The sequence below is a fragment of the Streptomyces sp. NPDC087263 genome (genome assembly GCF_044744645.1).
GTDB lineage: Bacteria > Actinomycetota > Actinomycetes > Streptomycetales > Streptomycetaceae > Streptomyces.
In genome coordinates this window covers 233,384-247,304 of sequence record NZ_JBIUYT010000010.1, presented here as the reverse complement: position 1 = coordinate 247,304, position 13,921 = coordinate 233,384, and the positions used below count along the sequence as shown (strand labels likewise).

The 13,921-nt window shown below is 69.5% G+C and carries 13 protein-coding genes and 2 pseudogenes; 9 read left to right on the top strand and 6 right to left on the bottom strand.

Annotation, left to right across the window (positions count from 1 at the left end):
* Nucleotides 1-2: 2 nt before the first annotated feature.
* From ACIPC1_RS30740 to ACIPC1_RS30725, 4 genes are all read right to left on the bottom strand, one after another.
* On the bottom strand, nucleotides 3-938 hold the full coding sequence (locus tag ACIPC1_RS30740; protein ID WP_402522834.1) for a DUF389 domain-containing protein: 936 nt from the start codon (nucleotides 936-938) through the stop codon (nucleotides 3-5).
* A 13-nt stretch (nucleotides 939-951) separates the two neighbouring features.
* Nucleotides 952-1,941, bottom strand: coding sequence for a type I pantothenate kinase (gene coaA, locus ACIPC1_RS30735; RefSeq protein WP_384380458.1), 990 nt, complete (start codon nucleotides 1,939-1,941; stop codon nucleotides 952-954).
* Nucleotides 1,942-2,010: 69 nt separating this feature from the next.
* Nucleotides 2,011-3,258, bottom strand: coding sequence for an FAD-dependent monooxygenase (locus ACIPC1_RS30730; protein WP_402522832.1), 1,248 nt, complete (start codon nucleotides 3,256-3,258; stop codon nucleotides 2,011-2,013).
* Nucleotides 3,255-4,160 carry a zinc-binding dehydrogenase gene (locus ACIPC1_RS30725; protein ID WP_402522830.1) on the bottom strand — a complete coding sequence of 302 codons (906 nt, stop codon included), beginning with the start codon at nucleotides 4,158-4,160 and terminating at the stop codon, nucleotides 3,255-3,257. Before ACIPC1_RS30725 ends, ACIPC1_RS30730 begins: the two co-directional genes overlap by 4 nt.
* Before the next feature lie 69 nt (nucleotides 4,161-4,229).
* On the opposite strand from ACIPC1_RS30725, the gene ACIPC1_RS30720 reads away from it, so the two are divergent.
* A complete protein-coding gene (locus ACIPC1_RS30720; protein ID WP_402522828.1) occupies nucleotides 4,230-4,856 on the top strand; it encodes a TetR/AcrR family transcriptional regulator in 627 nt (208 codons plus the stop codon).
* A gap of 148 nt (nucleotides 4,857-5,004) precedes the next feature.
* A complete protein-coding gene (gene glmS, locus ACIPC1_RS30715; RefSeq protein ID WP_402522826.1) occupies nucleotides 5,005-6,852 on the top strand; it encodes a glutamine--fructose-6-phosphate transaminase (isomerizing) in 1,848 nt (615 codons plus the stop codon).
* Here the strand turns inward: glmS and ACIPC1_RS30710 are convergent.
* Together ACIPC1_RS30710 and ACIPC1_RS30705 are read right to left on the bottom strand one after the other, a co-directional pair.
* Nucleotides 6,813-7,031 (bottom strand): DUF397 domain-containing protein, encoded by a 219-nt coding sequence (locus ACIPC1_RS30710; protein WP_402522823.1) that lies wholly within the window; start codon nucleotides 7,029-7,031, stop codon nucleotides 6,813-6,815. The two genes, glmS and ACIPC1_RS30710, sit on opposite strands and share 40 nt — an antisense overlap.
* Before the next feature lie 8 nt (nucleotides 7,032-7,039).
* A pseudogene (locus ACIPC1_RS30705) lies at nucleotides 7,040-7,285 on the bottom strand (Scr1 family TA system antitoxin-like transcriptional regulator); the annotation flags it as partial.
* On the opposite strand from ACIPC1_RS30705, the pseudogene ACIPC1_RS30700 reads away from it, so the two are divergent.
* The 7 genes and pseudogenes from ACIPC1_RS30700 to alr form a co-directional block, all read left to right on the top strand.
* Nucleotides 7,277-7,450, top strand: a pseudogene (locus ACIPC1_RS30700) (ATP-binding protein); the annotation flags it as partial. The pseudogenes ACIPC1_RS30705 and ACIPC1_RS30700 overlap by 9 nt on opposite strands.
* 119 nt (nucleotides 7,451-7,569) lie before the next feature.
* Complete coding sequence (locus tag ACIPC1_RS30695) at nucleotides 7,570-8,436, top strand: GNAT family N-acetyltransferase (RefSeq protein WP_402522820.1); 867 nt, start codon at nucleotides 7,570-7,572, stop codon at nucleotides 8,434-8,436.
* Between the two features lie 299 nt (nucleotides 8,437-8,735).
* On the top strand, nucleotides 8,736-9,587 hold the full coding sequence (locus ACIPC1_RS30690) for a hypothetical protein (protein ID WP_402522818.1): 852 nt from the start codon (nucleotides 8,736-8,738) through the stop codon (nucleotides 9,585-9,587).
* A 111-nt stretch (nucleotides 9,588-9,698) separates the two neighbouring features.
* Nucleotides 9,699-10,070: a holo-ACP synthase gene (locus tag ACIPC1_RS30685; RefSeq protein WP_384380488.1), complete on the top strand. Its 372-nt coding sequence runs from the start codon at nucleotides 9,699-9,701 to the stop codon at nucleotides 10,068-10,070.
* A gap of 66 nt (nucleotides 10,071-10,136) precedes the next feature.
* Nucleotides 10,137-11,567 carry an NAD(P)H-hydrate dehydratase gene (locus ACIPC1_RS30680; protein WP_402522815.1) on the top strand — a complete coding sequence of 477 codons (1,431 nt, stop codon included), beginning with the start codon at nucleotides 10,137-10,139 and terminating at the stop codon, nucleotides 11,565-11,567.
* Nucleotides 11,568-11,820: 253 nt separating this feature from the next.
* A complete protein-coding gene (locus ACIPC1_RS30675; protein WP_402522813.1) occupies nucleotides 11,821-12,669 on the top strand; it encodes a L,D-transpeptidase in 849 nt (282 codons plus the stop codon).
* 52 nt (nucleotides 12,670-12,721) lie between these two features.
* Nucleotides 12,722-13,879 carry an alanine racemase gene (gene alr / locus ACIPC1_RS30670; RefSeq protein WP_402522810.1) on the top strand — a complete coding sequence of 386 codons (1,158 nt, stop codon included), beginning with the start codon at nucleotides 12,722-12,724 and terminating at the stop codon, nucleotides 13,877-13,879.
* Nucleotides 13,880-13,921: the final 42 nt, after the last annotated feature.

Sequence of the window (13,921 nt, the reverse complement as noted above, 5' to 3'; positions counted from 1 at the left end):
AGTTACGAGGCCGTACGCGCGCGCTGTCTCGCCCAGAAGTACTTCTGGGCGAGCAGGGTGAGCGTGCCGGCGGCGATGATGCCGCCGAGGTTGGCGAGAAGCTGCCAGGTGGAGCCCCACGTCTGGGAGTAGTCCGTGTAGCTGAAGGCCACGGCGGCGTTGGCGGCCGCCGGGACCGTCGTCACCGAGATCGCGACGCCGATCAGGGCGCCCGACTTGGCCGAGGTGAGGGACAGGGTCCCGGCGATACCGGCCAGGAACGCCACCACGAACGACATCCAGTCGGGCTTCCAGATGAAGGCCGTGTTCGGCCGGGCCGCCTCCACCATCGACCTCTCGAACAGCCCGAGCGCGTCCAGCAGCCAACTGAAGCCCGCCGTCAGCACCATGGCGACGGCGAACCCGGCGAGCAGCGCCCACAGTGACCGCCACACCAGGTGCGGGGCGCGCCGCACCAGCGCCGTGGAGATCCCGGCGAGCGGCCCGAACTCCGGGCCCACGGCCATCGCGCCGACGATCAGGATCGCGTTGTCGAGCATCACACCGCAGGCCGCGAGCATCGTCGCGACCGCCAGGAGCCCCACGTAGGTGACGGTGAGCGTCGACTCCTCGTGTGTCGCGTCCGCCAGGTGTTCCCACAGCACCGCGTCCACACCCTCGCCCGGCGCCTCGTCCGCCGCCTTGTCGGCGCGCATGGAGAGCGACAGGTCGATGTTCTCGATGGCGATCGACCCGGTCTTGTCTAGGTCCAAGTCCCGCAGGGCGCCGATGAGTTCGTCGCCCGCCTCACGTGCGACGTCGACCATCACGACGTCGCCGGCCGGGTTGCGGGCGGTACCCGGCATGACCACGAGGTGGGCGGTGCCGACCGTGTTCTCGATCAGGCGTAGGACTTCGTCGGTGCGGTCGGGTGGGGTGATGAGGCGGAGGTGCAGCATGCCCGCAGCGTAGTCACAGCTTGCGCAGGCTCAGCTTCTGCACCTTGTGGTCCGGACCCTTGCGGATGACCAGCGTTGCGCGGCCGCGGGTCGGGGCCACGTTCTCCAGGAGATTGACCTTGTTGATGGTCCGCCAGGTCGTACGGGCGTAGTCGAGGGCCTCCTCCTCGGAGACCTGGGTGTACTTGCGGAAGAACGAGGAGGGGTCCTGGAAGGCGGTGGCGCGGAGTTTGCGGAAGCGGTTGAGATACCAGGCCTCGATGTCCTCGGCGCGGGCGTCGACGTACACGCTGAAGTCGAAGTAGTCGGCGAGGCCGACGCGGGTGCGGCCGTCCTGGCCGGGGAGGGCGGGCTGTAGGACGTTCAGGCCCTCGACGATCAGGATGTCCGGGCGGCGGACCGTGAGCCGCCGGCCGGGGACGATGTCGTAGATGAGGTGTGAGTAGACGGGGGCCGTCACCTCGTCCTTGCCCGCCTTGATGTCCGCGACGAACCGGGTGAGCGCCCGACGGTCGTACGACTCGGGGAAGCCCTTCCGTGACATCAGGCCGCGCGCCTCCAGCTCCTTGGTGGGGAGCAGGAAGCCGTCCGTGGTGACCAGCTCGACGCGCGGGTGTTCGGGCCAGCGGGAGAGCAGGGCCTGGAGGAGACGGGCGACCGTGGACTTGCCGACGGCCACCGAGCCGGCGACGCCTATGACGAAGGGCGTGCCGGACTGGGAACCCTTCTCGCCGAGGAAGGTGTTCAGGGCGCCGCGCAGGCCGTCGGTCGCGCCTACGTAGAGGTTGAGGAGGCGGCTCAGCGGGAGGTAGATGTCCCGCACCTCGTCGAGGTCGATGACATCGCCGAGACCGCGCAGCTTCTCGACCTCCTCGGCGTTCAGCGGGAGCGGCGTCTTTTCGCGCAGCGCGCTCCACTCGGCACGGGTGAGGTCGACGTAGGGAGTCGCCTCCGGCCTGGGCCGGTGGGCGCTCCGGGGGATCGAGGAGACCGGAGAGATCACACTCCATTGTTACGGGAGTATGGACGGGCTTGCGCGTGGGGTGCGTCACGCTCCGCTTCCCACCGTCCCTCAGGGAGTGCGGCCTCGGTGCTGGGGGTCGTAGTCCGTCAGTGGGGTGGTGTTCTTGGGCCGCAGAATGCGTTCCATCCCGGCCATGGACTTCTGCAACGGGAGCCGGGTCACGGCGTTCCGTGTCCGTATGCCGATGGGGCTCCTCGGCACGATGAGGCGGATGTTGGGGCCGATCTGCTGCTTGCGCCCGACCAGTTCCCGATGGCTTTCCTCGTACCGGCGGAAGGCGAGCCGATGGTCCCCGTCCGCCGCTGCGAGTTCTCCGGCGAGCCGGTATGCGCCGACCAGGGCCAGTTCCGCCCCGGCACCCGAGACCGGGGAGGCGCAGTGGGCCGCGTCGCCCACGAGCACCACGCGTCCCGTCGACCACGACGGCATGCGTACCTGGCTGAGGGTGTCGAAGTAGAGGTCGGGATCGGCGAGTGCGCCCGCGAGCAGTTCTGGCACGCACCACGAGGACTCGCCCGCGAACTCGGCCCGCAGGAGCCGTTTGTGCTGGTCGACGTCGCGGTAGTCGTAGGCCGGTGGCCGACGCCGACGGAACATGAAGTAGGCCTTGGCCTGGGCGTGGTTGCCCGAGCGGTAGATCCCGGTCATCCTGCCCGGTGTGTTGTGCACGGTGATCCAACGGTCCTCGCCCAGAGCCGAGTCCGCGTTCCCGAAGGCTGCGTAGTGGTTCTGGTACCGGAGGAATGCTGATTCGGGGCCGAAGGCCAGGCGGCGGACCGTGGAGTGCAGTCCGTCGGCGCCGACGACCAGGCCGAATCGGCGAGTGGGTCCACGTTCGAAGGCGGCCGTCACGCCGTCATCGGTCTGTTCCAGTGTCCGGATGGAGTCACCGAAGAGGTACTCGACCTCGTTCTCGGTCTCCGCGTGGAGGATCTCCACCAGGTCGCCGCGCATGATCTCGATCTCGCCATTGCCGTACGTGTTCCTGGCGCCCTCCAAGTCGACGCTCGTCGGCTTGTTCTTGATGCCTCCCAAGTCGATGCTCGCCAGGCTCTCGCCGGCACCGTCCACGAACCTCATGCCGTGGATGTCGGCGGCCAGTGCCCGGAGCCCGGGCAGGATGCCCATCCGCTCGGCCACTTCGATCGCCTGGTCCCGTACGTCGACTCCCTGGCCGCCCGTGCGCAGTCGCGGGGCCCGCTCCACCAGCGTGGCCCGGAACCCGTGCCGGGCCAGCCAGTGGGCCAGGGTCTGTCCGGCGATGCCGGCCCCGGAGATCAGGATTGGCTCGTTCATCGTGTGGCCACCACCATCCGGCGCGGGGTGTCCGCTGCATTCAGGCGTTGGGCGACGGCTTCGATGTCGTGCCAGTCGGCACGTTCGCCATCGAGCGGCGTGAGGCGGCCTGTCGCCATGAGGCCGAGCAGGTAGGCAAGATCAGGTCCGAAGCCGTCGCCCGCGTAGAAGCTCTCGATGCGGCGACGCCTTCCGATCAGCTGGTAGGGGGCGAAGGTGGTGGGTTGTCCCGAGCCGGCACCTACCTGCTGGATGACGCCTCCCTCGGCCAGCAGGTCGAACGCCTCGGCCAGCAGCGGCCCCCCGACCGAGTCGATGACATCGTGTGGCGGTGCGGAGAGGTCGGACAGGCGGGTCACCACCTCGGCTGCGCCGAGCGCGCGCAACCTGTCCCGGGCGCCGAGGTCGCGTACCGAGGCGATCACCTCCGCCCCGGCCAACCGGCCCAGCTGGATGGCGAAGTGCCCGACCGCACCGGCGGCTCCGGTGATCAGCAGGCGCTTGCCGGTGAGCGCGCCCAGCCTGCGGATGGCACGCAGTGCGCTCACCCCCGGGATCAGCATCACGCCGGCCTGGCCCGGGTCGACGTTTCCGGGCACGGTCGCGAGCTCCCCGGTCGGTACGGCCCGCAGCCCCGCCCACGCGTTCCCGATGAGGAGGGTGGCCACGCGGGTGCCGACGGCCGGCCCGGAACCGTCGCCGGTCCCGCGCACCACCGTGCCCACCGCGTCGAACCCGGGCACGCTGCCGACCGGCAGGGTGGCGGCATGGGCGAAGTGGTCGGCGACAACCGTGAACAGTTCGATCTCGACCAGGACCTCGTCCGTCCCCGGCGTCGGATCGGGTATCTCGTCGAGTCGCAGGCCGGTGGGGGTTTGCGGTGTGGTGATCAGTGCTTGCACAGGTTCTCCCGGACTCATAAAATAACTGAAATAGACGTTCCATTTAAAGATATGGAAGAGGCATTCCAGATGTCAACCGCTTCGGGACCCGACTCCCAACCCCGCCGGGCCGACGCCGTACGCAACCGGCTGCTTGCGCTGGAGGCCACCAAGGCGCTGCTGAAGCAACGGGACGCCACCATCACGGTGGAGGCCATCGCCCGGCAGGCCGGCCTGGGCGCGGCCACTGTCGTACGCGCCTTCGGGAACAAGGACGCGCTCGTTGACGCGGCTGTGGCGGAGCTGCTTGATCCGTTGATTCGGCGGGCTGGGGGTGTGCTGTCCGACTCCGGCTCGGGGGCCGACTCCGGCTCTGGAGCCGAACCCGGCTCGGGAACTGACCCCCGGCAGGCGCTGCGTGCCTTCCTGCTCGATCTGATCGCGTTCCAGTCCGCCCACTGGATCATGAACGAGCAGCTCAGGGGGGTGAAGGCACCCCTGACCGCCGCCCGTCGGACCGAGCTTCGTGAGGCGTTCCGGGCGCTGGTGGCCCGCACCCGGGATGCGGGCGGGATGCGGACGGACATCGACATCGACGTCGCCACCACGCTGCTGGGCGAGATGGCGTATGCGATCGCGCGTTCGGACGCGGCGTCACGGCAACTCGCGGACGGCTTCGTCACCGTCGTCATGGACGGCCTGCGGCCGCAGAGCTGAACGCGGCTGTGTGTGGGTGGGGGGAGAGGGTGAGGGGCTCGATGGTGGTATCGGTCGGGGGTGGCTGATAGTCACCCCTGGCCGGAATTTCCGATTTCGGGCACGGAGTGCCGGGATCGTCCGGCTTCCGGCCTTTAGGCTGCCGCTCATGTGCGGAATCGTGGGATACGTGGGGTCGCAGTCGGCGCTTGACGTGGTGATGGCCGGACTGAAGCGGCTGGAGTACCGGGGGTACGACTCGGCGGGGGTCGCCGTGCCGGCGGACGGTGGGCTTGCCGCCGCGAAGAAGGCCGGGAAACTGGTCAACCTGGAGAAGGAGCTGGTCGAACGGCCGCTGCCGGCCGGGTCGACGGGGATCGGGCACACGCGCTGGGCCACGCATGGCGGGCCCACGGACGCGAACGCCCACCCGCATCTCGACAACGCCGGTCGGGTCGCCGTCGTGCACAACGGGATCATCGAGAACTTCGCGGTGCTGCGGGCCGAACTGGCCGAGCGCGGGCACCGCCTGGCCTCCGAGACGGACACCGAGGTGGTCGCCCATCTGCTCGCCGAGGAGTTCTCGGTCTGCGGCGACCTGGCCGAGGCGATGCGGCTGGTGTGCCGACGCCTGGAGGGCGCGTTCACGCTGGTCGCCGTGCACGCCGACGAGCCCGACGTGGTCGTCGGGGCGCGACGGAACTCGCCGCTCGTGGTGGGCGTCGGCGAGGGCGAGGCCTTCCTCGCCTCGGACGTCGCCGCGTTCATCGCCCACACGCGGTCGGCGATCGAGCTGGGCCAGGACCAGGTGGTGGAGCTGCGCCGGGACGGTGTGACGGTCACCGGTTTCGACGGTCGGCCCGCCGACGTACGCGCGTTCCACGTGGACTGGGACGCGTCAGCCGCCGAGAAGGGCGGCTACGACTACTTCATGCTGAAGGAGATCGCCGAGCAGCCCAAGGCGGTCGCCGACACCTTGCTCGGTCGCATCGATGTCTCCGGCCTGCTGAAGCTGGACGAGGTGCGGATTCCGGTTCACGAACTGCGCGAGATCGACAAGGTCGTCATCGTGGCGTGCGGGACCGCCTTCCACGCCGGGCTGATCGCCAAGTACGCCATCGAACACTGGACGCGGATCCCGTGCGAGGTGGAACTGGCGAGCGAGTTCCGGTACCGCGATCCGATTCTGGGCGTGCGGTCCCTGGTGATCGCCATCTCCCAGTCCGGCGAGACCATGGACACGCTGATGGCGCTGCGGCATGCGCGCGAGCAGGGCTCGAAGGTGCTCGCCATCTGCAACACCAACGGTTCGACGATTCCCCGGGAGTCGGACGCGGTGCTGTACACACATGCGGGTCCTGAGGTCGCCGTCGCCTCGACCAAGGCGTTCCTGACGCAGTTGGTGGCCTGTTACCTGGTCGCGCTGTACCTGGGCCAGGTGCGCGGGACCAAGTGGGGGGACGAGATCCAGGACGTGATCCGGGATCTGGCCGAGATCTCCGGCTCGGTGGAGCGGGTTCTGGAGACCATGGAGCCCGTACGTGACCTTGCGCGCTCCCTCGCCGACAAGAACACGGTGCTCTTCCTCGGGCGGCACGTGGGCTATCCGGTGGCCCTGGAGGGTGCGCTCAAGCTCAAGGAGCTCGCCTACATGCACGCCGAGGGCTTCGCGGCCGGCGAGCTGAAGCACGGGCCGATCGCGCTGATCGAGGAGGATCTGCCGGTGGTCGTGGTGGTGCCCTCGCCCCGCGGGCGCTCCGTACTCCACGACAAGATCGTGTCCAACATCCAGGAGATCCGGGCGCGGGGCGCACGCACCATCGTCATCGCGGAGGAGGGGGACGAGGCGGTGGTGCCGTACGCGGATCACTTGATTCGGATTCCGGCTACGCCGACTCTGCTCCAACCGCTCGTCGCCACCGTGCCCTTGCAGGTGTTCGCCTGTGAGTTGGCCACGGCTCGGGGGAACGAGGTGGATCAGCCTCGGAACCTGGCGAAGTCGGTGACGGTGGAGTGAGATTTGAGGGACGTGATGAAGGTGGTGAAGGCTCCGGCCGGGAAGGGGAGGGTGGGGCCGGCCGGGGTTTTGGAGTCGCGGATGGCTATGTGGGTGGGTGAGTTGGCGATCTCCACGCACTCGTTGCCATCGTCAGGGCCTGAGTAGGACGACTTCCGCCAGTTGTCGGGGGTGTCCATGGAGTGCCTCACAGCTCTTTCGCCAACCTGTGGATGAAGTCGCGCGACCGTTCGGGGTCGAGCGATGCGGCCTCCCTTTTACGGAAGAGCGTTCGAAAGGCGCCGAGTTGGGCTTCGGAATCGATGAAGGCCGCGCCGTGGGATGCATCGCGTACGACGGTGTCCAACTTGAGTACGGGGCCTCCCGCGTACGTCATGGCGGTCCAGGATCCGCCGAAGCCGTCCAGGTCGAAGGGGATGACGCGGACGCCGACCCCCGGCCGCCGGAGCCGCCCCGACCGTTCGACGAAGGCGCCGACCTGGAGGAGGGGCGCGGGCTGGCCCTGGTCCTGGCGTGCGCCGACCTCTGGAGCTGGCAGCCACTGGCCAGGGACGGGAGGCGGGGCAAGTACGTGTGGTGCGAGCTTGCTGCGGCGTAGGGGGAGAGGGGAGGTACAGGTGGGGTGGAGTGGTGAGGTTCCCGTGGCTGGGAGGTCCCCTGGCGCCTTGCCCTGGCGGGAAACCGTGGGTGTGTCCGCGGCGTGGGAAATCATGGGGCATGCGATCGGATGGCTGGTACCTCACTGAAGACGTCGAAGACTTTCTTGTGCGGGCCGGGGTCTTTCTGCGCTCGCGGCCCGCTTGGCACACCACCATGCTGACGACGGTCGAGAAGTTGCGGATCGGCGGAGCGGATGCGCGGGGTGCCGAAGCCGCCGTATTCGGGTGGTTGGAGCGAGGGGGAGAGGTTCGGGCCGTCTTGTATCGCCGTAGTCCGGCCGGTCTCCTGGGGCTCACCGCCGACTTCACTCGCGACGAGGCCGACGTGCTTGCCGCTCGGCTGGCCGGCCTTGGCCACCCGCTCCCCGGCGTCAGTGGAGACCACGACACCGCTACCGCGTTCGCCGAGGCGTGGGAGCGGCACACGGGAGCGACGGCGGTATTCCGCCAGCCTTTGCATCTCTATCGTCTCGGCACGCTCACCCCGCCGGAGCCGGTCCCGGAGGGTCGGGTTCGCGTCGCGGGCGAGCAGGACCTTGAGCAAGTCGTGCGCTGGTGCCATGAGTTCGCCGCCACTGTTGACGAGGTCCTCCCCGACTCCTGGGCCGACACACGTTTCGCGGACAAGCACTTCTCGTTCTGGGAGACCCCGGACGGTACTCCGGTCTCCATGGCGGCCATGACTTCGTTGATTGGAGGGATGGTTCGGGTGGATCCCGTCTACACCCCTGCCCATCTGCGTGGTCGCGGCTACGCGGGCGCCGTGACGGTGGCGGTGAGCCGGGCCGCGCTGGCCGCCGGTGCGAAGGAGGTCGTGCTGTACACCGACCCGGCCAACCCCACCAGCAACGCCCTCTACAAGCGCGTCGGATACGTCCTGCTCGCCGACTGGGCTGTGTACGACTTGTCAGCACCGCGCCGCTGACCCACCCACGTTCCCGCCAGGGCCAGGCACCAGGGGGCCTCCCAAGCCAGAAGAGCTCACCAAATACCCATTACCGAATGTGCGGCCTAGGTGTGCCGTCCCCGTTCGCCATCGACGTCGCGGGCTGTCGCCGCCGGTTGCGGCCCCGGCGCGCGACCTGCGTGATCTGGCGTAATCCGGCGTGATCCGGCTCACAAGCTGAGGGGCTGTCAGCTCTGGGTATGTACGATTCAGCGTCTCAACAGGCCCTGCCGGGGGGATAGTTCGGCGGGGTCTCTCGATTCACTGTGGGGGATTTCATGCGTGTACGCGCTGCTGCCGTCGTTCTTGCCGGCGCTGTTGTTCTTTCCGCGCTCGCTCTTCCGGCCGTCGCCCAGACGTCGGAGCGTCCGGGTGTGTCGACGGAGCTCAGAACCTTCGGCTCGAAGACCGTTCTTCCGAACGACTCGTTGGGTGGCACCGAGTTCTCGAACGCGGTCGTCAACGGCGGCAAGGACATCGTCCTCGGCACCACCACCAAGAAGTCCGTCACCGTCACGTACACCGCCTCCAACGCGAGCGGCGTCGCTCTCTCGGTGGCGTACCTGTGGCAGGGCACCGACAGCTCGACCGTGGAAGGCATCACCGGCTCCCTGGGGACGGACGAAAACGTCGAGTGCACGGAGTCGACGACCCAGATCGGCGTCTACAGCTGCAAGGGCGTCTTCAACCTCGACGCCGCGAGCGACTTTCAGGGCAACGGCGCCGCCGGGACCTGGAAACTGTTCCTCGGCGCCTACGACCTCTACGCGAACGCCAGTGTCGACGACAACGTCGCCACCACCAAGATCAAGCGCGCCGCCAAGCTGACCGTCAACGCCTCCCCGGAGCCGGTGAAGAAGGGCAAGACCATCACGGTCACCGGCAACCTGAGCCGCGCCAACTGGACCACCGGCAAGTACGCGGGCTACGGGACCCAGCCCGTGAAGCTGCAGTTCCGCAAGAAGGGAAGCACCACCTACACCACCCTCAAGACGGTCAAGTCCAGCAGCACCGGCGTCCTGAAGACCACCACCAAGGCCAACCTCGACGGTTACTACCGCTTCGCCTTCGCCGGCACCACCAGCACCGGCTCTGTGAGCGCGGCCGGTGACTTCGTCGACGTCAAGTAGGCAGGGCCTGAGGAATGGCCGCCGCACGGTCCACGTCTGCGGCCGCACCGCGTCCCTGGCGCGGTCGCCGACGTCACGTACCAGTAGGCCACCGGCCGTAAGGTGCCCGGCATGAGCATCATCGGGGTCGGTATCGACGTGGCTGAGATCGATCGGTTCCGGGCTTCGCTGGAGCGGACGCCCGGGCTGGCCGAACGGCTTTTCCTGGAGAGTGAGTTGCTGTTGCCGAGTGGTGAGCGACGGGGCGCTGCCTCGCTCGCGGCTCGGTTCGCGGCGAAGGAGGCGCTGGCCAAGGCGCTGGGCGCCCCGGCCGGCCTGCACTGGACCGACGCCGAGGTCTACGTCGAGAGCACTGGGCAGCCGCGGCTTCGGGTGACCGGCACGGTGGCGGCTCGCGCGGCTGAGCTGGGGGTCCGGTCGTGGCATGTCTCGCTGAGTCATGACGCGGGGGTGGCCTCGGCCGTGGTGGTGGCGGAGGGGTAGCCCGGTCGGCCGGTGCGTCCACGGTTGGGGCTGTGGTTCGGGGTGCCGTACGGGAGACTCGAACGTATGCGTACTGCGTACAGCGTGGAGACGGTGAGGGCGGCGGAGCGTTCGCTGATGGCCCGGCTTCCGGACGGGGCCCTGATGCAACGGGCTGCTGCCGGGCTCGCCGCGGCCTGCGGACAGTTGCTGGGGCGGGTGTACGGAAGCCGCGTCGTGCTGCTGGTCGGTAGTGGTGACAACGGGGGCGACGCCCTGTACGCCGGGGCGCGGTTGGCACGGCGAGGGGCCGGGGTCACCGCGGTGCTGCTCGCGCCCGAGCGGAGTCATGGCGCAGGGCTGGCCGCGCTGCGGCGGGCGGGTGGCACGGTGGCCCCGCCCGGTACCGCCGAGGAAGCGATCCGGCGGGCCGACCTCGTCCTCGACGGGATCATCGGGATCGGGGGCAGGGGCGGGCTCCGGCCCGACGCGGCCGCGCTGGTCGGGGTCCTCGACGGCTCCCGCGCCGCCGTCGTCGCCGTCGATCTGCCCAGCGGGGTCGAGGCGGACACCGGTGAGGTGCGCGGCGCCGCAGTCCGCGCCGACCTGACGGTCACTTTCGGGACGCACAAGCCAGGGCTGCTGATCGATCCGGCGCGGGAGTACGCCGGGTCGGTGCGGCTCGTCGACATCGGGCTCGAATTGCCGGACGAGCCCGACTTGGAGGCCCTCCAGCACGCGGACGTGGCGGCCCTGCTTCCGGTGCCGGGGGCGGAGAGCGACAAGTACCGGCGGGGCGTCGTCGGGATCGCCGCCGGGTCGGCGCGGTATCCCGGGGCTGCCGTGCTCGCCGTGGCGGGGGCGTTGAGGGGCGGAGCGGGGGCCGTACGGTACGTGGGGCCGGCGGCGGACACGGTGCTCGCCCGGTTCCCGGAGACGCTGGTGTCCGACCAGGGGCCCGAGAAGGCGGGGCGGGTACAGGCGTGGGTCGTGGGGCCCGGGGCCGGGGACGACGCGTCGGCCGTGGCGGAGGCGCTGGCGGCGGATGTGCCGGTGCTGTTGGACGCCGACGGGTTGCGGTTGGCGGAACGCGATGTCGTACGGGGGCGGAGGGCGCCGACCTTGATGACTCCGCATGCCGGGGAGGCCGCGGCGCTGCTCGGGGTCGCGCGGGAGTCCGTCGAGGGGGGTCGACTGGCTGCCGTGCGGGAGCTTGCGGGGCTGTATGGGGCGACTGTGCTGCTCAAGGGGTCGACCACGGTGGTGGCCGATGCGGGGGGTGGGGTTGTGCGGGTGAATTCCACCGGGACGGGGTGGCTTGCCACTGCGGGGAGTGGGGACGTGTTGTCGGGGCTTTCGGGGTCGTTGCTCGCGGCTGGGTTGTCGGCGTTGGACGCGGGGAGCGTTGCCGCGTATCTGCATGGGCTTGCGGGGCGGTTTGCTGCGGATGGGGCACCTGCGGGGGCGCATGATGTGGCTGCTGCGATTCCGGATGCCTGGCGGGATGTGTCTGGCTGAGTGGGTGTTTTTTTCGCCCCCTCCGCCCCTTCCCGTCCCGTTTCTGGGGGCTGCCGCCCCCAGACCCCCGCTTCGGCCTGGACGGCCTCGTCCTCAAACGCCGGACGGGCTGAAGGTGCCCGGCCGGCGCTGAAAGCCCTCGCCCCCGCCTAACGGGCGACTCCCCCCGCGCGGCTCACCCCCACCCCCTCCTCCATTGCGTATGGCTGATCACATGATCAGCAGACGAATGACTTGTCGTGGGATTGCGGTGATGCTTGCCGCGGTGGTGGTGCTGCCTGGTGGGGTGGCGTATGCGGAGCCTGTTCCGCCTGCTGCTGGGCCGGAGGCGGAGCTGGTGCCCGGGGTGGCGCCGGGGCCGTATCAGCCGTGGCAGATTGATACGCCCGACCAGGTTCTGGCGCCGAAGGTGTACGCGCCGACTGGCTCGGAGGACGCCGTCGAGCCGCGGGACGCGATGGAGGGGACGTACGCGCTCGTCGAGTATGTGCCGCTCGGGGACGCCGCCGCGAAGGTGGCGTGCAGCAAGCAGACCGGGCCCTACCAGCGGCAGGTCGAGCGGTGGCTGAGGCTGAAGGTGGACGGGAAGCAGTCCGGCGCCGACTGCCTCGCGATCCGTGGCTTCCAGACGAAGCACAAGATCAAGCCGAGCATCGGTTTCGCCGGGCCTGTCACCTGGGCCCAGATGCAGTTGCTGTCGGCGAAGAAGAACCCGAACGCGGCCAAGAAGTGTCCCGTCCGGTCCTACCGCGTGGCCTGTGTGGATCTCACCCGGCAGCTCACCTGGGTGCAGAAGGGGAAGAAGGTCGTGTACGGGCCGGTGCCGATGCGCAGCGGGCGGGCCGGGTACGGGACCCGGACCGGGTGGAAGAAGATCTACTGGAAGCACAAGAACCACTGGTCGACGCTCTACAACACCTCCATGCCGTACAGCCAGTTCTTCGACGGCGGACAGGCCTTCCACGCCGTGTACGGCAGCATCTACACCACCGTCGGCTCGTGGGGCTGCGTGAATCTGCGGCTCGCCGACGCACGCAAGTTGTGGGGCGTCCTCAAGAAGGGCGACCGGGTTTATGTATGGGGCCGCAGGGCCGGTTCCTGAGAGGTACCGGTGCCCGGGTGCTGTCCGATGCCTCTGAGAGACTGGAGGCGCTATGAACGAGACAGCACCCCTGCGCGCCCGCGCCGAGATCGATCTGGCCGCCCTTCGGGCCAATGTGCGGACTCTGCGCGCCCATGCGCCGTCCGCGGCCGTGATGGCCGTGGTCAAGTCCGACGCGTACGGCCACGGGGCGGTCCCGTGTGCCCGCGCGGCGCGTGAGGCGGGTGCCACCTGGCTCGGCACGGCCACCCCCGAGGAGGCCCTCGCGCTGCGGGCGGCCGGACTGCCGGGGCGCATCATGTGCTGGCTCTGGACGCCCGGCGGCCCCTGGGCCCAGGCCATCGAGGCCGACCTCGACGTGTCGGTGAGCGGGCTGTGGGCGCTGGAGGAGGTCACCCGGGCGGCGAGGGATGTCGGCAGGCCCGCCCGTGTCCAGCTGAAGGCCGACACCGGACTCGGACGCAACGGCGCGCAGCCCGCCGACTGGCCCGAACTCGTCGCGCGGGCCCTGCGCGCCGAGGCCGACGGGCTGATCACCGTCACCGGCCTCTGGTCGCACTTCGCCTGCGCCGACGAACCCGGCCACCCCTCCATCCAGGCCCAACTCACCCTTTTCCGCGAGCTGGTGACGTACGCCGAGGAGCGCGGCGTCCGCCCCGAGGTGCGGCACATCGCCAACTCGCCCGCCACGCTGACCCTTCCCGAGAGCCACTTCGACCTAGTCCGCACGGGAATCGCGGTCTACGGCCTCTCGCCGAGCCCCGAGATCGGCACCCCGGCCGACTTCGGGCTGCGCCCGGTGATGACGCTGAGCGCGTCGATCGCGCTGGTGAAGCACGTGGAGGGGGGACACGGCGTCAGTTACGGGCATCACTACCTCACCTCCGGTGCCACGACCCTCGGCCTCGTGCCCGTCGGCTATGCGGACGGCATCCCTCGGCACGCCTCCGGCACCGGCCCCGTGCTGGTCGGCGGCAAGCTGCGGACGGTCGCCGGACGGATCGCGATGGACCAGTTCGTCGTCGACCTCGGCGGGGACGAGCCGGAAGTCGGCACGGAAGCGGTGCTGTTCGGGCCCGGCGACCGGGGCGAGCCGACCGCCGAGGACTGGGCACGGGCCGCGGGCACCATCGCGTACGAAATCGTCACCCGGATCGGAACCCGCGTACCCCGTGTGTACGTGAAGGTGAATGACGAACAAAACGGGTAACAGCGAAGAGGCGTGCAGCGACGTGGTGTGCGGCGCGGGCAC